The sequence below is a fragment of the Leptospira kmetyi serovar Malaysia str. Bejo-Iso9 genome, assembly GCF_000243735.2.
GTDB classification, from domain to species: domain Bacteria; phylum Spirochaetota; class Leptospiria; order Leptospirales; family Leptospiraceae; genus Leptospira; species Leptospira kmetyi.
Map to the genome: position 1 here is coordinate 1,874,807 of NZ_AHMP02000003.1, position 20,595 is coordinate 1,895,401.

Here is a 20,595-nt window from a genome sequence, read left to right on the forward strand (position 1 = left end):
GACTTGCCCGAACCGTAAAGGTCCGGGACTAAAGCGCGTTTTTCTCGAAACGGATTAACGGATTCCCGGTTTGATGTATTTCAACTCGTCGAGATACTTTCCGGTTCCGAGAACCACACAAGTCAATGGGTTCTCCGCACGGAAAACGGGAACCCCGGTTTCCTTAGAAAGATACGTTTCCAATCCTCTCAAAAGACAACCGCCTCCGGTCAGAACGATTCCTCTTTCCACGATATCCGATGCAAGCTCGGGCGGAGTTCTTTCCAGAACTCGTTTGATTCCGTCGAGAATTTCGTCTGTCGGTTCCTTGAGTGCTTTGCGGATCTCGTTGGATTCCAGTTCGAGAGTTCTCGGTAAACCGGAGATCGCATCCCGACCACGTACTTCCATCGTCTCCGCTTTCTTTTCAGGGTAAGCGTTCCCGATCGTAAGTTTGATATCTTCCGCGGTTCTTTCCCCGACGACCAGGTTGTATTGGTTTCTGAGATATTTTATGATTGCTTCGTCGAACTCGTCCCCACCCGTACGGATGGATTCCGCGATTACCATTCCCCCTAAAGAAATGACAGCGATCTCGGTGGTTCCACCGCCGATATCCACGATCATATTTCCCGCAGGTTCGTTGATCGGGATGTTTGCTCCGATCGCAGCGGCAAGCGCTTCTTCTATGAGGAAGATTTCTCGCGCGCCCGCTTGTTCCGCCGATTCGCGAACGGCGCGTCTTTCCACCTCGGTAATTCCGGACGGAACTCCGATCACGATTCTCGGTTTTACGAAAGTGGTGCGGTTGTGCACTTTAGCGATAAAATAACGGATCATTTTTTCGACGGTTTCGAAGTCGGCGATTACCCCGTCTTTCATCGGACGGATCGCAACGATCTCTCCGGGGGTTCTACCAAGCATACGTTTTGCTTCCTGCCCTACTGCGAGAACTTTACCGGTGGCCGCGTGAACCGCAACTACGGAAGGTTCGGAAAGAACGATCCCTTGTCCTTTTACATGCACCAGAGTATTTGCCGTCCCCAGGTCGATTCCCATATCGTTGGAAAAGAGGGCATAGAGATTATCAAATATCATTTCGTGTACCTTTCAACCGTGGAGGTTTTTTATCTTTATTATCTGTTTAAAACGGAAATTCCTGCAGAACTTTCCGGCTTGGACCGGTTTCAATAATTTCAGCGGTAAGGTTCCCGGCAACCTCAAAACAAAAAAATCAGAAAACAAATTAAGCTGGATTCGATTTTAGCGGAAAAGCATTCTGTTCAACCATGGTTCAGGAAAAACCTCTCGCGGCCATAGACCTCGGCACCAATTCATTCCACATGATCATCGTTCGGGTTCGCACAAACGGAACCTTTGAAGCCATCGCTAGAGAAAAAGAATCCGTTCGTTTAGGGAATCGTCTACAGGAAGGCGGACCCATCGATCCGGATTCGTTTCGAAGAGGCATCGATTGCCTCAAACGATTTAAGATCCTCGCCGAAAACGCGGGAGCCGAAATCAGAGCGGTTGCTACAAGCGCGTTACGAGAGGCTTCCAATCAGGAAGAATTCTTAGAAGCCGCTTATCAAGAAGCCGGTATATCCATCGACGTAGTGAGCGGTTATGAAGAAGCCCGTTTGATCTACTTCGGAATCCTTCAAGGCATCCCCGTTTTCGATCGGAAGATCATGATGATCGATATCGGCGGCGGAAGTACGGAGATCTTAGTCGGCCACAGAGGCAACATTCTATTCTCCAAAAGTTTTAAGTTAGGGGCCATTCGACTCACCGAAAAATACTTCAAAGAAGAAACTCTTTCCAACTCCGATATACGAAAGTGCAGACTTTATATCGAGGAAATGCTTCTTCCGTTTCGAAAGATTCTCCGGGATTTAAAACCGGATTTGGTCGTGGGTTCTTCGGGAACGATCCAGTCGATCGCGGGAATGATTCTCGCGGCCCGAGGGGAAACCGAGGAAATTCCTTTGAACAATTTCTCCTTCGTTACCTCGGAATTCAAAAAGATCCGCAACCTGATTTTGGAAGCGGACACTTCCAAAAAAAGAGCCAAAATCCCTGGCCTGGATGCAAAACGAGCGGACATCATCGTGGGCGGAACCTTGATCCTCGAGGAAATTTTCGATCTCGCTAACGTTCCCGCGTTGACCGTTTCCGAGTTTGCGCTTCGGGAAGGAATCGTCTACGACGCCATCCGAAAATGGGAACACTTCGAGAATACGGAACATTCCAAACACCTGGACGATATCCGTCAAACCGCTGTTCACAACTTTATGCGCGCCTTTTCCCGGGACGAAGAATATTCCCAGCACGTGGCCGAGTTGAGTCTTCAGATCTTCGATCAGCTGAAACCTCTTCACAAACTCGGACAAGAACAAAGGGAACTTTTGGAAGCCGCTTCCCTTCTTCACGAGATCGGTCAATCGATATCGCATTCCGCGTATCACAAACACAGCTATTATATGATTCGAAATTCGGAGATGCTCGTGGGTTTTACGTTTCTGGAAATCGAGATCATCGCGTTGACCGCGCGTTATCACAGAAAGAATACTCCGAAACCGAAACATCGGGAGTTCAACAAACTCGCGGAAAAAAACCGGAGCCTCGTTTTACAACTCTCCGCGATCCTAAGAATCAGCTCCGCGTTAAACCGAAATCGAGGCGGACTCGTTTCTTCCGTACAGTGCAGGATCGAAAAGAATCGAATCCAGTTCGCATTAAAAACGAACAAGGGTTACGATCCTTCTTTGGAAATCTGGGCCGCGGAGGAACAAAAAGAAGCCTTCGAGGAAACCTTCGGATATTCGGTCGCGTTTACGACCGCACCGTAAACTTTTACGGAACCGAAAAGAGATCGACCGAGGTCAAAAACATTCAAAATTAATAATATTCTATTTTGCACAACAGGAGAAGGTTTTCATGAATCCAAAATTCAAACTCGGCGCGGCGATCGCGGGCGGAATTTTTATATTCTTATTTTTCTTTCGTCTCGCCTACGGATACGCATACGGTTCCAAAACCGCTGGATCGGATCTCTCTTACAACATACAATCCGGAGCAAACGGAGAAGGTGCGTTCTACAAACAAAACATCGCCTCCAAAAAGATCCGATACGAAAACGCCGGATCTCCTCCGAAAAGTGTGGATCAAAAATACGAAAAGGTTGCGACCATAGAATCCCAATCCTCCGAGATCGAAGAAGACGAAAAGAAAGTCCGCGAGCTCATCAACAAATCCGGCTCGATCATTCAGAATGAAAACAGCTCGGGTCTCAAACAAAGAAAAAATCGAATCGTCAAACTCGCGGTCGGAGTTCCTCCCGAAAAATTCGACGAACTCGTGGATCAATTCAAACAAATCGGAAAATCCCTTCTTTTGACGATCGACAAAAAAGATAAGACCAACGAATACAAGGATCTTCAGGCAAAAAAAGAATCTCTTTTGAAAACGAGAAATTCTTTGAACTCTCTTAAAAGCAAGGGTGGAAGAATCGACGAGTTCGTAACTCTCGAAAATCGGATTTTGGAAATCGAGGATGAGATTCAAAAACTGGGGATCAGTTTGGGAGAATTCGATTCCGAAAACGAATTCTGCACCGTCTTACTCACGTTATACGAAAATAAATCCTCGGACGAGATCGGAATTTTTCACCGGATCAAGGTTGCGCTCGAATGGACGATCAAGTATTATCTTCTTTTGTCTTTCTGTTTCCTTTTTGCGGTTTTGTCGGTTCATTATTCGTTTCCTGTTTTGGAAAGAATCCGCGCCCTCGTTACGAAAAAGTCGGGTTCTTGAAAACTACTTTTTAGAACCGGAATCGATTGTTCCGACAAAGTATATGCAAACAAAAGAATGGACCTTCCGATTTTCGATTGGAGTCAACCGTGATGTTTTGTGGTAGTTCCTACATTTTTGAAAACAAACGAACGGCGTAGGATGTAATAGTTACTACACTTTCCGGTAGTACGAGTAATTTGTGTTCGTTCTAAAACGCGAATCGGTTGTTCCGACAAAATATCCGCTCTAAAAAAAGATTGATCTTTTCGGACAAACTTCGGTGCGAATTTTGTTTTTCAAAAATCGAAGATCGCATAAAACGGAACGGTTCCTTACCAAATTCAAACCCGAGAGGATTTTAATGAACGTCGAAGAAGTCATGAAAGAACTGAAAAAACTCGGATCGGAATCCGTTAAAAAGATTTTTCTCAACCACGGAGCCAAAGGAGAAATTTTCGGCGTTAAGGTCGGAGATCTGAAAAAATTACAGAAGAAGATCAAAAAGGATAACGAACTTTCTCTCGGTCTTTATAAAACCGGAAACGTGGACGCGATGTATCTCGCCGGTTTGATCGCGGACGAAAAACGAATTCAAAAAAAAGATCTTCAATCTTGGGTAAAGAACGCCGGATCGCCTATGATCAGTGAATGCACAGTCGCGTGGATCGCGGCGGAAAGCGATCACGGTTGGGAGCTCGCAAGAGAATGGATCGAATCCGATCAGGAAGGAATCGCGTCTTCGGGTTGGAGCACTTTTTCCAGTTTGTTATCGATCGTTCCCGACGAACAAATCGACAAAAAAGAAATTTCCAAACTTCTCAAACGAGTCGAAACGAAAATTCACAAATCCAAAAACCGCGTGAAATATTGTATGAACGGTTTTGTCATCGCGGTCGGCGGCTTTTACAAGGAACTTTCCGAAGAAGCGTTGGAAACCGCAAAAAGAATCGGAACCGTTGAAGTGTTTACGGGAAAAACCGCTTGCAACGTTCCCGAAGCCCGCGAATACATTTTAAAGATCAAAAAGATGGGGAAGATCGGAAACAAAAAAAAGATGGCTCGTTGTTAAGCGACATTCCGTTCGGATTAAAACATTAAAACGAAACAAGCAACGAAGCGAAAGTTCCGGTCCAGTTAGTTTCGACGTTTATTTTTTACTTTGATCTAACGCGAGAATTTCCTTTGCCAAAATCGGAACAAGCTTTTGCATCCCGCATGTATTCAAGTGCGTGTAATCCCCGAAATCACTTTCTAAAAAATGCCGACTACCTACTTTCAAACTCGGAACTTCCTGATCTATAAGAATCGTATCCCATAATTGAGTTTGCGGAAGAGGAGAAACTCTCGCGTCAAAGTCGGGACGAAAGGATAAGGACAACGCGAGCACCGGAATTCCTTTTTCTCTCCAATAGGAAAATAATTCTTTCCAAGCGTCTACGGAAGACTTTCGAACCCTTTGTAACGCCGCCTCGGGACTCGGAGGCAAAGGAATGGGATCGGAATTCGGAACACAAACCCCGTCGTAAGGAATCTGTTTTCCCCAATCCAAGTATCCCTTGTTTTTTGAATATTCCATTTCCAGAAATCGATTTCGGTTTCGATTTGCGTTCCATTTATCTAGAGGGTTTCCGGAAAGAAGGCGTTCCAGATTCCTTTCCGTATAGCTGAATTCGTCCCCTTCTCCCACGATTTTTACGGTCGTAGAAACGGAAGCGTTCAGACGCAGAAAAGGGAAGATTCTCCCCAAAAGATAATACAAACCCGTGGAAATATTTTTTAGATAAAAATCTCCGAAACGAACATTTGTAAAAATTTCGGGATGAAAGGAATCGTAGTTCAATACGAGACTTTTATGCGCGCTTGCTACGTCCATATCGGAAAGCGAAAACACGGAGCCGTTTACGATGATAAGAGAAGGTTTGATTCCGATTTTTCTTTCGTATTCCCGATAACGCAAAAGAATTCCCTCCGGTTGTTCGGAAGGCCTGGGAAGAAACCAAATCGATCGTCCGATTTTTTTCTCCAACTCCTGCGGATGAATCCCGGAAAGGATCTGGCTGTCCCCCAAAAATAAAACGGGACCGTATTGTTCGTTCGTCTTCAAAGAAGTCGATTTTGTAAACAGAGAATCATCCAAAAGGGAAAGACGATCGTATAAAAAAGAATTTTTCTCCTGAAACGGAACCAAATACGGAAACGAGATCGCCTGAAACAGAATCAACAAAATCAAAAACATGATCGTTGGAAGCATTAGATTTTTATAATTCATAAATCCGTATCGCACTCGCACATCAAGCCTTTGATAAAACGTTCCTAAAACTGAAAGTAAAAAAATTCTTTCTTTTCAAACACTCCGAAAAGAAAAAATAAAACCGCTACTCCGAACGACAAGGGAATCCATCGATGCGGCCTCGAAACGATTCTTTCCAAAAACGAATCCGTTCCACTGGAAAGGATCATCCAAGGTTCCACCAAAATCAACGGAGATAACAAAAAGAACAACTTGAGCGCAAAGATCGGATTCCAATACCCTCCTCCGATCGCATTCAAAACCAAGACCCAAAGTTCTCCTGGGGAACGAACCTGAAACAACAAAAGCCCGAGCGCAAACATCCAAAACGTGAGCAAAACTCCGAACAACTTCAAAGTCCATTCTAAAATTAGAATATTCGAAGAAACGAATCTAAGAACGTATTTTTGAAACAGATTGTATCCGACCACTTGAAGTCCGCAATAACAACCCCATACCAGATAGCCGTAAGTGGCTCCGTGCCACAATCCTCCCAAAACCCATACGATCATCAGATTTACGTTCTGTCTAAACACCGAAACTCGGTTACCACCCAAAGGAATGTAAAGATAATCGCGCAACCAAGTGGACAAGGAGATATGCCAGCGTTTCCAAAATTCGGAAGGACTCGAAGAGATAAACGGAAAGTTAAAGTTGAGAGAAAGACGAAAGCCCATCATCTTTGCGAGTCCCCGCGCCGCGTCCGTATAACCGCTGAAGTCCGCATAAACCTGAAAGGCGAAACAAAACGCGATCCACAAAATCATTCCGGGCGGCAATTGCATTCCCGCTTCCATCGCCTTCCCCGTAAAAAGCAAAAGATGATCTCCGATAAAGACCTTCTTGAAAATTCCCCACAAGAAAAGAACGGCGCCGGATAAAAATCCTTCGCTCGTTATTCTTCTTTCGGTCTCGATCTGAGGCAAAAGCGAATCCGGTCTTTCGATCGGTCCCGCAAGAAGCAAAGGAAAGAATAGATCGTAAACTCCAAAGCGGATAAAGTTTTTGCAGGGAAGAATTTTTCCGGAACGTATATCCGAAAGATAACTGATATTGTGGAACGTATAAAACGAAATTCCAACCGGAAGAAGAATTTCAGGCAAGGCGACGGCCGATTTCGGCAAAACGACTCCGAGAGTATCGTTCCAAATACTTAATAAAAACAGAATATACTTAAAGAAAATCAGAATCCCTAAATTTAAGGAAATCAAAAAAGTGAAAAATCGAGAGCGGTCGCGGCCTTCTAAGTTACCGAGACGAATTCCTCCCGCGTAGTTGAACGCGATGCAGAACAAAAGAAGAAGAACCATTTCCGGTTTCCAAAAACCGTAAAAGAACAATCCTCCGAAAAACAAAAGACGGTTTTGTCCGATGGTTCCGAGACGAAGATAGATAACGTAAAAGATAAAAAAGAAAACGAGAAAATTCAGAGAATTGAATAACATTCTCTCTCTTAAGATTCTTCGAGTAGTTCGAGAATTCTTTCCTTTTCTTTCGTATCTGCCGGATAACAAAGAGTGTGTTGAATTACGGACGTTTGAAAGTCCTTGGATTTTCGATCCGTGTCGTTCAATTTATTTTTGATCTTACGAATCAGAATCTGGGTTTCCTCCCGATCCTTTCCGTCCAGAATCACAGCGTATTTCCCCTGACCGATTCTATAATTGAAATCGGATTCGGAAAGATTCTCCTGAATGGCCTTGCGCAACTCTTCGCTGTACGACGCGAAAAATCCAGAACCTTTCAGTTTTACCATTCTGGATACATTCTGAACTTTGAATATAGTCAAACTGAAGGAGCTCGCAAGTCTCGAAGCCTTGAGAATCATCTCCTGGATCTTTTCCTCCACGGGGCTGAACGGATCCTTAAAAACGGAATCCCGTTCCTGAATGAGCAAAAGATTGGAGAACACGGGCGCCAAAACCTCGGAGATTCCCACTGCGGTTTCGCGATCCGAATCCGTCCAAGGAACGTCCGTTTCGTGAACGATGAGCATTCCGACTAACCAGTGTAAGTTGATAAAAGGAATCACGATAAAATCGGACATCAGCCCCAATTCGTCGTTCGATAACTTACGCATGAGTTCGGGATGCTTTCGAAAATTTTCGATCCGAAAAACTCCGGGGATGTTGGATACGATCCCTACGATCGAACTTTCCAACGGAAGAGTGAAAGTCCCCACGTGTTCTGGAGTTAGAAGATTGGAAGCAAAAACTCGGAATTCGTTTTTCGTATGTCCGTCTAAAATCATAAAGGTGGCTCGACGTACCTTCAATTCATCCTTAAACGTCGCGATGAGTTTATCGTAAGCCTCGTCCATCGCCCGGATCGATGCGAAATCCCGAGCGAGAGAAATGATCAACTCGTTCGCGCGGATCACTTCCTTCAGGTTTTGATTTTCCTGATGCAGTTGTTCCGTATCGTAAATTCTTCTGTAAACCGAACCTGCGATTTCTCCGATGATCTTTAAAAATTCAAGATCTTCGATCGTATAATCCTCACCGCTGATCGTTTTACTTAAGATGATGATTCCGAAAAAATCGTCCATGTAACGGATCGGAACGAGTAGTTCCGCTTCGGAGCGATTGATGATTTCTTTTTCTTTTGCGGGAAGAGTCGGCTTTAAAAGTTCCTTCGCATATAAAACGGAACCCGCGTTATGCACCGCGTGATAAATTTCCTCTTCGGATGAGACGGTCCATTCTTGATTGAAATTCTCGCCTTGGTAATCTTCCAAACGGAAGAATTCTTGATTTCCGTTTTTCGAGGAAAAGATTCCGATCGACTCGGCTCCGATCTGACCCATGATCGAAAAGAGAAGATTCTCAAAGAAGTTCGCGAAGTCCGTCGACGCTCCGATTTCTTTGCTGATCTCGAAAACGGAAACGTAGTTATCCAATTTTTTTCTGGAAGCGATTTGAAGATCGATCGGCGACGTGGAGAAGTTGGAATCGTCGTCGAATAAAAATTCTCCCTGTTCTGCGGACGGCGCCTTCGAATCTTTTTTCGCGGGAGTTCGATTCGCTTCCTGTTCCGCTTCTTTGACCCAATCGGTAAACGGATCTTCGTTTGCGAGATCCTGAGTTCCGATCTCATCCAAGTCCGTCGACGTTTCTTCCGAAGCCGTTACGTCATCCAAATCGGAAAGAGATTCGTGTTCGGATTCAACGTTGGATTCGGTTTGTGTTTCCGAATCCGATTCTTCTCCGAAAAGTTCGTCCAAAGAAAAATCTTCCGCATCGGAGGAAGAATCGTGCATCGACGTCGGTTCGCCGAACGGATCCTCGCCCATCTCTTCCGTGTGAACTCCTTCCGGTGCTGCGAGTTCGTCCGGAAGATCCAAAATAGTTTCATCGCCTTCGCCCGCGTTTAGATCGGTTTCAAAGGAAGAATCCGGAAACTCGATCTGAGTATCGAAGTCATCCGAGCTTCCCAAATCGGATTCAAAATCCGTAATAGAGTCCGCAGAAGGAGGTGCGGCCATCGTCGCGATCGGAGCCTGCGTTTCCTCGCTCGAAGAAAAATCTTCGGGCGATTCTTTCCTCATACCGAGAGCTTTTTGTAAAAAACTTTTTTTACCTCGGAAAGATTCCGATTTTTTTAATAATGATTTTTTTTCTTCCGAATCGGAAGAGGATTGTGACGAGGACGCACCCGAGGAATCGGATTTGACTAACTTACTGACCCTCTCGAGCAAACCCATCGGTTATACGCCAATTTGTTTCATTAGTTTTTTATAAAGTTCGAAATAATCGGATTGGGAGAATTCGCGTATCAGATCGTCCGGAAGATTTCCGAGGAGTTCGTCCAGATACGTCATGATCCGTTTCATTTCCTCTTTGGAAGGAACCGCTTCGCCCGTCGGAGCCGCAGTTTGCGCCGCCGAATCCTCGTCCGGAGTTTTACGCAATTCCTCCATCGGAGAAAGTTCTTCCTCGTCCGCATATTCGTCGAGGACGATGATCATCTCTTCGTCTTCCACGGTTTCCGCGGTCGGAACGATATCGGTTCCGGAACCTAACGGCTGTAAGGCGGCGACGTCTTCGTCCATGGATTCGAACGCGTCCAGATCCGAAGATGCTGGAAGTTCTCCGAGAATTTCGTTCAGATCCTGGCCCTCTTCTTCGGGAGCTTCCACATCCGATAATAAATTTCCGAGTTCGTCTTCCGACAAAGCGATCGGTCCTTCGTCTTCTTCCGACGTTTCATCGGAGGTAAGAATATGATCCAACTCGTCCGTGGAAAGTGCGATCGGTTCCTCGTCTTCCAAAGGAACTTCTTCCTGTTCGGACAAAGGAGCGTCCCAATCGATCTCCGTATCGGAACCGGGAAACGCTTCGGCGCTTGCGGGTTCCGCATCATCCGTAAGAATGTGATCCAGTTCGTCCGAAGAAAGCGCGATCGGCTCTTCCGCCTCGAGATCGGAATCCGCTGTTTCGGCTAACGGAGAATCCCAATCGACTGCGTCTTCGGTGCCCGGAAAACTTTCCGACGTTGCGGGTTCTACCTCGTCCGTAAGAATATGATCTAGTTCGTCGAGTGAAAGAGAAATCGGTTCCTCCGCTTCTTCCTCGTCCGTAACGGACGGAGTCTCGGGAGAAAAGTCAAAGGAAGAAACGTCGTCGCTTGCGACTTCGGATTCTTCGTCTGCGAGAAGATTTCCGAGCTCTTCGTCGGAAAGTGCGATCGGACCTTCCTCTTCTCCGTCTTCCAAAAAGGAATCGGTCGGAGTTTGTGTTTCCAAAGCGTCGAGATCGTTCGTGGGAAGTTCAAAGTCGTCAAAGGAAAGAGAATCGTCTTCGGTGGATGTAGTTTCGGACGTTTCGCCGATTCCATCCAGTTCGTCCACGGGAAGAGAAATCAGATCGTCCTCTTCACCCGTTGAACTTTCGTCAAAAAGGGATTCTACGTTTGTGGATTCTTCCTGATCGGAGGATAATAAATTTCCGAGTTCTTCTTCGGACAATGCGATCGGTTCCCCGTCGTCCTCGTTCAATTCTTCCGTTGCGGTCATGGAATCGTCCGGTTCGAAAGAAAAATCGGAATGATCCGGGATCGTTTCCCCTTCTTCCGTTAAACCGAACTCGTCCGGTCCGCCTAAGTCTTGTTCAACGGGAAGGGAGAATGAATCGTCCTCCGAGAACATGGAACCCGTGTCTTCGGACAAAGAGTCTCCGTCCAAAAGATCCGCAAAACCGTCGCTCGAAATTTCCCCGGACGAGGAGGGAGCCGCGTCGTCCGATAATAAGTTTCCGAGTTCTTCTTCGGAAAGTGCGATCGGCTCGTTGTCCTCTTCGGAATCCAAGGAATCGACCGGTTGAAAATCGAAATCGGATTCGGAGGTCGCCGTTGAAATTTCGTCTAACGTGTCTTCCGAAAGACCCGTATCGGATTGAATGTTATCCAGTTCGTCGAGCGAAAGGGAAATCGGTTCCTCGTCTTCCGCATCCAAAGAGAAATCGGAAGTCGTAGAAGGCTCGGCGGAGGTTAAGTCGTCAATGTTGGACGAGAAATCGAATGAATCGGTAGAGTCCGTCGATTCGTTCGATTCTCCGGTTTCCAACGAATCGTCCGCGAGAAGATTTCCGAGTTCGTCTTCCGACAAAGCGATTGGACCTTCCTCGTCTCCGTTGTCGAGAGAATCGAGGGAGGGTTGAAAATCAAAATTGGATTCTTCCCTATAAGGAGTTTCTTCCGACAGGGAAGGAAGTCCATCCTCTTCGGGAAGGTCGTCCGTATGAGTGATAAAATCGGGTAAGTCGTCGTCATCGTGTTTGGCCGAAGTAGGTTCGGGCGCGCTCGTTCCGAGTATATCGTCCAGTTCGTTTCCGCTCAGAGAAACCGGACCTTCGTCATCCATGTCGTCTAACGTCATCGATGCCGGAGCGGAACCCCAATCTGGTCCGTCGCCCTCGTCCAAAATTCCTCCGAGTTCGGAATCGGATAAGGTGATATTCTCCTCTTCATCCGCACCCGGATTCGAGAAGTCCGCGATCGAAGATTCTGCGGAAGTAATTTCGCCTAACTCGTCTTCGGAGAGTGTGATCGGGCCTTCTTCTTCGGTTAAAAAATCGTCTTCGTCAAAGGACAGATCTCCGTGATCGAGTTCCTCGACGGGATGATCGTCGTCCATTGTAAAATCCTGAAGGGAGAAGTCTGGTTTTACCCCCTGCAGATCGTCTTCGTGTAAGGAGATCGGACCTTCGTCGTGAAGATCGTCCGGCAATCCGAACTCGTCGAGATCGTCCAATTCTTCCCCGAAACTGATCGCGTCGGGTTCTTCGGTAAGATAACTGTCCAACTCGGAAAAATCCTCGTCGGAATGTTCCGCTTCGTCAGCGGGTATAAAAAACGAATCATCATTTTCTAAATTAGAAATACTAGATATTCCCGAACCGGACAATCCCTCTATGTCCAGGAGTTTGTCGATTTCCGCGTCGATGAGCGGATCGGTAAGTTCGAGATCGAGCGAATCCTCGTCGAGGTTAAATTCTCCGGAGGAAGAGGATAAGGAAGAAGAACTTTCTTCCGGATGAAAGGAGAAATCGTTTTCGAAACTCGTCGGATATTCCTCTCCCGAACTCGCGATCAGACTTTCTAACGGATCGGCTTCGATGGACATGTCTTCCAATCCACCCGACTTGGATGGCGGCTCCGGTTCGTTCGAGCCCAACATGGAATCGATATCGTCGAATTGTAGCTCGTCCATACCGGAATCCTGGCTCCCACCGGGAGAATTATCATCCTTTATCATGTCGTAGTCTTCCGCCATCTTCCTAATAACATTATTCTTTCAATTCAATGACCTGTCCATCCAGGATTTCCCGGTTCAGGTCCAGTTCAATCGAAGTGTTTTTTTTAACGCCGCCCGCGGCGAAAATCAAATCCGCGAGAGTATCCCCCGCTTTGAGTTTATAAACCCCGGGTTTGTTTATATTTCCACGGATCGCCGCGGAAATACTTTCGGGTTCGAATATGCTTCGAACCCAGTCCCGGTTTCTTCTCAAAAGAAATCCGACACTTAGAAATAAAACCAATAAGCCGATCATTCGGACGGTTATTTTCATAAGCATCTTATTCCCTGATCTCCATTGTATTCGGAGAAAAGGGAATCTCTGCTACTATTTTCGGTTAGAGGGACCCCTAAAAGTTAGCGCGATGCGACTAAAATTCGGGTTTTTGTTTTTTGGAGGAGAAGATTTTTAGATGCGGACGGAGGTAATTTTTCGGCTTCCGCCAATGCCTTTTTCTCTGTTTCCAGATCGATGTCTTCTTTCAAAGCGCCGTGATCCGTGAGAATGCTGATCGAGTTTTCCTTCACTTCGATAAAGCCGCCTTCCACGGAAAGCGCCTTGATCTTGTCGCCCTTACGGATTTCCAGAACGCCGATTCCGAGAACCGCGACGAGCGGCGCGTGGTTGGGAAGGATTCCGAAGAATCCTTCGTTGCCGGGAACTACGAGTGAGTCCACCTCTCCCTTATAGAGGATCTTTTCGGGAGAGATTACGGATACGTTCAGTTTATGTGCGGACATGCACTTATCCTTTGTATCCTTTCGCTTTCTCGATCGCGTCGTCGATGGATCCGACCATGTAGAACGCCTGCTCGGGAAGGTGATCGTAGTTTCCGGAAATCACTTCTTTGAAAGAGCGAACCGTGTCCGCGAGTTTCACGTATTTTCCGGGAGCTCCCGTGAACACTTCCGCAACGTGGAAAGGCTGAGAAAGGAACTTCTCGATCTTTCTCGCTCTCGCAACGAGAACCTTGTCGTCTTCGGAAAGTTCGTCCATACCGAGAATCGCGATGATATCTTGTAAGTCTTTGTATCTCTGAAGAATTCTCTGAACTTCACGCGCTACGGTGTAATGCTCTTCTCCGAGAACCTGCGCGTTCATCACGCGGGAAGTGGAATCGAGCGGGTCAACCGCAGGATAAATCCCTTTATCGGAAATCGCACGGGAAAGAACCGTAGTCGCATCCAAGTGCGCGAACGCGTTCGCTGGAGCCGGGTCGGTCAAGTCGTCGGCAGGAACGTAAATCGCCTGAACGGAAGTGATCGATCCTTTTTTAGTGGATGTAATTCTTTCTTGGAGCGCACCCATTTCGGTGGAAAGAGTCGGCTGATATCCCACCGCGGACGGCATTCTTCCCAAAAGAGCGGAAACTTCGGAACCCGCTTGGGAGAATCGGAAGATGTTGTCCACGAACAGAAGAACGTCGGTTCCGATCGAATCGCGGAAGTGTTCCGCCATTGTAAGAGCGGATAACGCAACGCGAAGACGAGCGCCCGGAGGCTCGTTCATCTGACCGTAGCAAAGAACGGTCTTGTCGATCACTCCGGATTCTTTCATCTCTCTCCAGAGGTCGTTTCCTTCGCGGGTTCTTTCGCCCACTCCGGCAAATACGGAGAATCCACCGTGTTGTTTTGCGATGTTGTTGATGAGTTCCTGAATGAGAACCGTCTTACCAACCCCTGCTCCACCGAAAAGTCCGGTCTTTCCACCTTTGATGTAAGGAGCGAGAAGATCGATGACCTTGATTCCGGTTTCGAAGACTTCGGTTTTGGAAGTCAGTTCGTCGAACGCGGGAGCAGGTCTGTGAATCGGGCGGGTTTCTTTTACGGTGATTGCGGGACCCTCGTCGATCGTTTTACCGAGAACGTTGAAGATTCTTCCCAAAGTCGCGTCTCCGACGGGAACGCTGATCGGCTTTCCGGTGTTGGTCACTTCTTGACCGCGGATGAGTCCGTCCGTGGAGGAAAGAGCGATCGCACGAACCGCCTTACCGCCGATATGTGTTTGCACTTCCGCGATGATGGTTTCTTTTTTTCCGGAAACGATTCCTTCGATTTCCAACGCGTTATAAATTTCGGGAAGTTCTCCGTTTTCGAACTCGATGTCCAATACGGATCCGATGATCTGTTTGATTTTACCTTTATTCATCCAAGTCGCTCCAATACCATGTAGATTAGTTCAGTGAATCCGCTCCGGCAACAATCTCGGAAATTTCCTGAGTGATTTTTGCCTGTCTTACGCGGTTGTATCCGCGAGTGAGCAGTTTGATCATTTCCGAAGCCGCGTCGGTCGCGGACTTCATCGCGATTCTTCTTGCGATTTGTTCCGAACAATTCGCTTCGAGAATCGCCTTTAAGAATGCGGTCTTTACGACAAGAGGAAGCAGAGACTCAAGCACCGTTTCCGGGCTCGGTTCATACGCGATCATGTCGCTTACGCTTCCTTCTTTTGCAACTTCGAACGGAAGAACTCTCGTTACTTCCGGCTTTTGAGACGCGGAAGAATAATAGACGGTCGATACGATCTCGACCGCGTCCACTTCTTCCTTGGCGAAAAGTTCCAAGAAGAGATTCGCGAATTCTTCGGCTTCCTTATATCCGGACTTGTCGTCGAGATGTGTGTAGGTTTTTTCCGCTTTTTCACCGGCGAATTTAAAGAAGGAGATCCCCTTCTTTCCTACGATAAAAAGTCGAACGTTCACGCCCGCCTTTTTCCATTCCGCCACCTTCGCTTTTGCGAGTCGGTTTACGTTGGAGTTGTATCCTCCGCAAAGACCGCGATTTGCGGTGATGACGAGAAGCGCGACGGTTTTGATCTTGTCCGGTCTTCTGAGGAAGGGGCTATGCACCACTCCTCCCAGAGACGCAAGAGAAGACACGAGTTCCTTAATCTTGTTGGAAAAAGGATGAGACGCGTTTACCCGGTCGCTGATCTTTTTGGACTTGGCCGTTGAAACCATTTCCATCGTCCGGGTGATCTTTCTCGTGTTCTTGACCGAGGTGATTCTTTTTTTTATTTCCCTTGGAGTTGCCAAAGCGAACCTCTATCTCAGTGCTTTCTTAAATATTCTTCAGCGATCGCGCTCAAAACTTCCCCGAGTTTTTCTTCGTCGGAGATTTTCTTTTCTTTGCGGATTGCATCCAATACTTCGGAGTATTTCTCTTTAATCGTTGTTAGGAGATACTTTCCGTATTCTTGAACCTTCGCGACAGGAATCTTATCCATAAAACCGCGGGTTACCGCGAAGATTTCCACAACTTGTTCTTCCACCGGAAACGGAGAAGATACGGGCTGTTTCAACATCTGAACGATTCTGTTACCGCGATCCAACTGTGCTTGGGTTGCAGGGTCGAGTTCGGTTCCGAGCTGAGCGAACGCTTCCAAGTCGCGGAACTGAGCGAGTTCGAGTTTCATCTTACCGGCGACTTGTTTCATCGCTTTGATCTGCGCCGCAGATCCGACCCGTGAAACCGAAATCCCCACGTCTACCGCGGGACGGTTACCGGATGCGAACAAGTTGGATTGAAGATAAATCTGTCCGTCGGTAATCGAAATCACGTTCGTAGGAATGTATGCTGAAACCTCGCCTTCTTGCGTCTCGATGATCGGAAGCGCGGTCAAAGAACCAGCGCCGTATTTGTCGTCGAGTTTCGCCGCTCTTTCGAGAAGTCTGGAGTGAAGATAGAATACGTCTCCAGGATAAGCTTCACGACCCGGAGGACGACGAAGCAGAAGGGACATCTGACGATAGGCAACCGCTTGTTTAGAAAGGTCATCGTAAACTACGAGAGTAGCTTTCTTTTCGTTATACATAAAGTATTCCGCCATACTACATCCCGAATAAGGAGCGATGTATTGAAGCGGAGCGGGTTCGGCAGCGGTTGCGGAAACCACGATCGTATATTCGAGTGCGCCTTTGTTTCTAAGCATCTCAACCGTAGAAGCTACGGTAGAAGCTTTCTGACCGATCGCAACGTAAACGCAGATCACTCCGGTTCCTTTTTGGTTGATGATCGTATCGAGTGCGATGGAAGTTTTTCCGGTTCCACGGTCGCCGATGATGAGCTCTCTTTGTCCGCGTCCGACTGGGATCATCGCGTCGATCGCTTTGATTCCGGTTTGCATCGGCTCGCCGACGGGTTGTCTCATCGCGATACCGGGAGCGGGAGATTCAACGGGTCTTGTAAGTTTCGCGTTGATCGGACCTTTTCCGTCGAGTGGTTCACCTAACGGGTTTACTACGCGGCCGAGAAGTTCCGGACCAACCGGAACTTCGAGAATCCGGTTCGTTCTTTTTACGCTGAATCCTTCTTGGATTTCGAGGTAATTTCCGTAAACGACCACACCCACGGAGTTGTCTTCGAGGTTGAACGCCTGACCGAAGATTCCGTTTTGGAATTCGACCATCTCGCCGGACATCACGTTTTTGAGTCCGTAAACCCGAGCGATACCGTCTCCGATCTCGAGGACCGTTCCGACTTCTTCTACGCTGAGGTCTTTCTTATAATTTAAAATTTCCTGTTTGAGAACGGACGTAATCTCGTCTGTTTTAATTTTCATAGATGGCTCCAACCGGTAATTTCTTTTCCAGCATGGCTTTCTTGATTTCCTTGAGCTGGGAAGCGATTGACTTTTCGATTTTTAAGTCATTGAATTGTACGACAAATCCGCCCAGAAGAGACTTATCTTCCGAGACTTCCAGGATGAATTCCGATTTGAACTTTTCCGAAAGTATGGATCCGAGTTTGGTGATTTGAGAAGGTTCTAAAGAAGGATAACTTCTTACTTGCGCGCGAACTCTTCCTTTCTTCTTATCCAGCTCTTCCGTAAACTGCTTTTGAATTTCGGGAAAACTGATAAATCTTCCCTTGTTTAAAAGCACTCCGAGAAAATTCAAAGTGATCTCTGAAACCTTCCCCCGGAGATTTTTTACAAGAATCGCTTCTTTCTCTTCCACGGTTACCGTGGGAGAAAGAAAGAAATTCCTGATCTTTTCCTCTTGAAAGAGAAGCTGAACTAAATCCGCGAGTTCTTGTTCCACTTCTTCCGGAGCGGAACTTGCTCCTAAAAGCGCAGACGCGTATATTTTCGAGACACCGGAGTCGTTCATGATTTTATGCGCTCAGTTTTTTGAGTTTTTCTAGTTCGTTTTCAACGAAAGCTTTGTAGTCTTCGCTTTTAAGTTGTTTTTCCAGAACCTTACTCGCGACGGAGATCGTCATATCGACCATCTGCGCTTGGAGTTGTTCCAGAGCCTTTCCTTTAGCGAGTTCGATCTCTTTCACTGCCTGATCTTTCTGAGCTTTCACTTCTTGGTTGGTTTCTTCCAAGAGTTTGTTCTTCAGTTTCAGAGCATCGGATTTGGCTTCAGCGACGATCGCGTTCGCCTCATCTTTCGCAGAGTTCAACCTAGCTTCGTAATCCTTCAGAAGAGCTTCCGCTTCCGAACGGAGTTCTGAGGCCTTTTTGATATCGTTCTGAACGGTTTCAGCTCTTTCGTCGAGAGCATTCAGAATTACATCCCAGGCAAACTTTTTCAGAACTAAGACTACAACTAGAAAGGTAACCAGAGTCCAGACTACCAGACCCGGGTTTACATCTAGGAGGCTTAATCCCTTAGCAGCTAAGAGTACCAAGTTTTACTTTCCTTTTTCTTCGGTTGCAGCAGGTGCAGAAGCTTTTGTTTGGTTAGCAACAGTAGCTTTCAGACCTTCGTTCAGAGTTCCCGCAGCTTGGAAAGCGATCACGAGAGCGAACAGAGCGGCACCTTCGATAAGAGCTGCGGCGATAATCATAGCAGTTTGGATCTTTCCACCTGCTTCCGGTTGTCTTGAGATCCCTTCCGTAGCGGATCCACCGATTCTTCCGATTCCGAGAGCCGCGCCGAGAATTGCGACTCCTGCTGCGATTCCTACACCAATATATCCTAATCCAAATTCCATATTGCTCATTGCCTCCTGTGTTTATTGCAATATTCTACAATCAATGCCTATGCATGCTCAATCCCACGAAAAGGGAAGTAAGCAGAACGAAAATATACGCCTGAAGGAAAGCCACGAAGATTTCCAAGACGTAGATCAATCCGGAGCCGATCACCGAAACGGGAACGATTCCCCAAGATTGAAACTGAAAGATAAATCCCATCAAAGCGAGAATGATAACGTGTCCCGCGGTCATGTTCGCCAAAAGACGCACGGTGAGTGCGAACGTTTTCGCCATCGGAGAAACGATGAACTCCAAAGGCCACATAATCAGATACAAAGGAAGTGGAACTCCGTTCGGAACGGAATGCCAGATAAACTTCGGTCCTTGATAGATAAAACCCGCGGAGTAGATCAAGAACATCGTAAGAAGCGCGAGAGTCATCGTAACGGAAATATCTCCGGTTACCGTGATACCGCTCCAAATCTTCGCCAGAAACGGAGCTTCATGGGAAGAATGAGCCGCGTGATGCACCAAGGTTTCCGGAACGGGGGTGAAAATTCCCAGTTTGGTTCCCGCAAGAATACCGAAGTCTTTACCGACAACGAGCAATTCTCCGACGGAAGGAACCAATCCCATCAGGTTACAAAAAAGAATAAAGAAGAATAAAGTGAAGATGTAGTGGTAATAGCCGTGACCGTGTCCGTGCATACTTTCATCCACGATGTCCTTGCGTAAGAAGTTTACGAAAACTTCCACGGTGTTCGCGAAACGGGACTGAACCTTCAAAGGATTTCTTGCGATGATTTTCGCCGCAGGAATAAAGATGATAAAAAGAAGAAACGCGACGATCCACATCATCGTGACTCGTTTCGTGATGTGCATGTCGAAACCGCCGACATAGTGAAAACGTTTTCCGGTTTCGTGATCGGTGAAGATCGAAGAAGAGGAAGGATCGAAACCATTCTCCCCTTCGAAAACCTGCACACCTCCGAAGTTGAGCGGAAATTCCGCGTTGTCCATCAAGTGATGAACAATCACTTCATTTAGATCAAAGGCAGCTTCGTGAGAAGATTCCTCCGATGCAAATATTGGAAGTTGAAATAATACGATTAAGAGCGCAAAGAAGATAAACTTTTTTGTCATAAAAGAAGTCTTGTTTAGAACCATTTTTCGAGTCAAAAGCGGAAACGCGAATTTACGAACCACTTGCACAGAATTGGCGGTCTTCCGGCATCTTTTATATGTATGAGCGATTCCGGAAATTCAGCTCGCGAATACAACTATTAGAAAGTGGCTGAAATGAGCAATCAAAAAACCAATTATAAGATCAGAACTATCGTTCTGTGAAACTGTAATCCAAAGGGCTATTCCGTTACAAAAGAACGAGGCCGTCAAAATGCCCATTTGAATTCCCACACCTTTTTCGGGATATTTGAGAATCACAAGTATTTTGAGTAGGCAAAACGGAACAAGTAAGGACAATGCAAGAATACTTCCCGAAAGAAATTTCCGATCCGGGTAACTGAGCTCGTAAGTGATCGTCAGAATCAAAACTTGAATCGCTAATCCTATAAGATACTTTTTTAAACTCATGAGATTCTTCTTTGTGTCCTTTCTCTTTCTGGTTCCAGGAAGAATGGATCGCGACGAAAGCATATTCAAATTTGATAAATTCTTTAAAATTCGGTGGGAGATCCTACATTGTGTAGTAAGTCCGTCGATTTGTATGAGATCCTACACTTAGTAGTGAGTCCGTCGGTTTGTATGAGATCCTACATTTAGTAGTGAGTCCGTCGGTTTGTATGAGAT

At 46.6% G+C, this 20,595-nt stretch carries 17 protein-coding genes and 2 pseudogenes; 3 read left to right on the plus strand and 16 right to left on the minus strand.

Annotation, left to right across the window (positions count from 1 at the left end; all coding sequences use genetic code 11):
- Positions 1-54: 54 nt before the first annotated feature.
- The gene (locus LEP1GSC052_RS11160) at positions 55-1,077 is read right to left on the minus strand and encodes a rod shape-determining protein (protein ID WP_010574148.1); all 1,023 of its coding nucleotides are present in this window, start codon (positions 1,075-1,077) and stop codon (positions 55-57) included.
- A gap of 191 nt (positions 1,078-1,268) precedes the next feature.
- On the opposite strand from LEP1GSC052_RS11160, the gene LEP1GSC052_RS11165 reads away from it, so the two are divergent.
- The 3 genes from LEP1GSC052_RS11165 (at position 1,269) to LEP1GSC052_RS11175 (ending at position 4,846) form a co-directional block, all read left to right on the plus strand.
- Complete coding sequence (locus tag LEP1GSC052_RS11165) at positions 1,269-2,831, plus strand: Ppx/GppA phosphatase family protein (protein ID WP_010574147.1); 1,563 nt, start codon at positions 1,269-1,271, stop codon at positions 2,829-2,831.
- 88 nt (positions 2,832-2,919) lie between these two features.
- Positions 2,920-3,795 (plus strand): DUF4349 domain-containing protein, encoded by an 876-nt coding sequence (locus tag LEP1GSC052_RS11170; RefSeq protein ID WP_010574146.1) that lies wholly within the window; start codon positions 2,920-2,922, stop codon positions 3,793-3,795.
- A 343-nt stretch (positions 3,796-4,138) separates the two neighbouring features.
- Positions 4,139-4,846, plus strand: coding sequence for a DNA alkylation repair protein (locus LEP1GSC052_RS11175; protein ID WP_020986406.1), 708 nt, complete (start codon positions 4,139-4,141; stop codon positions 4,844-4,846).
- Positions 4,847-4,924: 78 nt separating this feature from the next.
- Here the strand turns inward: LEP1GSC052_RS11175 and LEP1GSC052_RS11180 are convergent, their stop codons facing one another.
- The 15 genes and pseudogenes from LEP1GSC052_RS11180 to LEP1GSC052_RS11245 all read right to left on the minus strand — a co-directional run bounded on the left by LEP1GSC052_RS11180 (position 4,925) and on the right by LEP1GSC052_RS11245 (position 20,379).
- On the minus strand, positions 4,925-6,046 hold the full coding sequence (locus LEP1GSC052_RS11180; RefSeq protein WP_040912969.1) for a hypothetical protein: 1,122 nt from the start codon (positions 6,044-6,046) through the stop codon (positions 4,925-4,927).
- Positions 6,047-6,090: 44 nt separating this feature from the next.
- Positions 6,091-7,512, minus strand: a complete 1,422-nt coding sequence (locus LEP1GSC052_RS11185; protein WP_020985614.1) for an MBOAT family O-acyltransferase — start codon at positions 7,510-7,512, stop codon at positions 6,091-6,093.
- Between the two features lie 8 nt (positions 7,513-7,520).
- A pseudogene (locus tag LEP1GSC052_RS11190) lies at positions 7,521-9,137 on the minus strand (hypothetical protein); the annotation flags it as partial.
- Between the two features lie 464 nt (positions 9,138-9,601).
- Positions 9,602-9,770: pseudogene (locus tag LEP1GSC052_RS21795) on the minus strand (GAF domain-containing protein); the annotation flags it as partial.
- Positions 9,771-9,773: 3 nt separating this feature from the next.
- Complete coding sequence (locus tag LEP1GSC052_RS11195) at positions 9,774-12,821, minus strand: midas domain-containing protein (protein WP_020986051.1); 3,048 nt, start codon at positions 12,819-12,821, stop codon at positions 9,774-9,776.
- Between the two features lie 31 nt (positions 12,822-12,852).
- Positions 12,853-13,134, minus strand: coding sequence for an SLBB domain-containing protein (locus tag LEP1GSC052_RS11200; RefSeq protein WP_040913491.1), 282 nt, complete (start codon positions 13,132-13,134; stop codon positions 12,853-12,855).
- Positions 13,135-13,217: 83 nt separating this feature from the next.
- The gene (atpC, locus tag LEP1GSC052_RS11205) at positions 13,218-13,601 is read right to left on the minus strand and encodes an ATP synthase F1 subunit epsilon (protein WP_010574142.1); all 384 of its coding nucleotides are present in this window, start codon (positions 13,599-13,601) and stop codon (positions 13,218-13,220) included.
- Between the two features lie 4 nt (positions 13,602-13,605).
- Positions 13,606-15,009, minus strand: coding sequence for a F0F1 ATP synthase subunit beta (atpD, locus tag LEP1GSC052_RS11210; protein WP_010574141.1), 1,404 nt, complete (start codon positions 15,007-15,009; stop codon positions 13,606-13,608).
- A 25-nt stretch (positions 15,010-15,034) separates the two neighbouring features.
- Complete coding sequence (gene atpG, locus LEP1GSC052_RS11215) at positions 15,035-15,895, minus strand: ATP synthase F1 subunit gamma (RefSeq protein ID WP_020985862.1); 861 nt, start codon at positions 15,893-15,895, stop codon at positions 15,035-15,037.
- A gap of 14 nt (positions 15,896-15,909) precedes the next feature.
- Positions 15,910-17,421: a F0F1 ATP synthase subunit alpha gene (gene atpA / locus LEP1GSC052_RS11220; RefSeq protein WP_010574139.1), complete on the minus strand. Its 1,512-nt coding sequence runs from the start codon at positions 17,419-17,421 to the stop codon at positions 15,910-15,912.
- Entirely contained in the window at positions 17,411-17,971 is a 561-nt protein-coding gene (atpH, locus tag LEP1GSC052_RS11225; RefSeq protein ID WP_010574138.1) for an ATP synthase F1 subunit delta, read from the minus strand. Before atpH ends, atpA begins: the two co-directional genes overlap by 11 nt.
- 4 nt (positions 17,972-17,975) lie before the next feature.
- Complete coding sequence (locus LEP1GSC052_RS11230) at positions 17,976-18,497, minus strand: F0F1 ATP synthase subunit B (protein WP_010574137.1); 522 nt, start codon at positions 18,495-18,497, stop codon at positions 17,976-17,978.
- 3 nt (positions 18,498-18,500) lie between these two features.
- Positions 18,501-18,803 carry an ATP synthase F0 subunit C gene (locus LEP1GSC052_RS11235; protein ID WP_010574136.1) on the minus strand — a complete coding sequence of 101 codons (303 nt, stop codon included), beginning with the start codon at positions 18,801-18,803 and terminating at the stop codon, positions 18,501-18,503.
- 40 nt (positions 18,804-18,843) lie between these two features.
- Positions 18,844-19,953, minus strand: coding sequence for a F0F1 ATP synthase subunit A (gene atpB, locus LEP1GSC052_RS11240; protein ID WP_040913492.1), 1,110 nt, complete (start codon positions 19,951-19,953; stop codon positions 18,844-18,846).
- Positions 19,954-20,049: 96 nt separating this feature from the next.
- Positions 20,050-20,379 (minus strand): hypothetical protein, encoded by a 330-nt coding sequence (locus LEP1GSC052_RS11245; RefSeq protein ID WP_040913493.1) that lies wholly within the window; start codon positions 20,377-20,379, stop codon positions 20,050-20,052.
- Between the last annotated feature and the right edge of the window lie 216 nt (positions 20,380-20,595).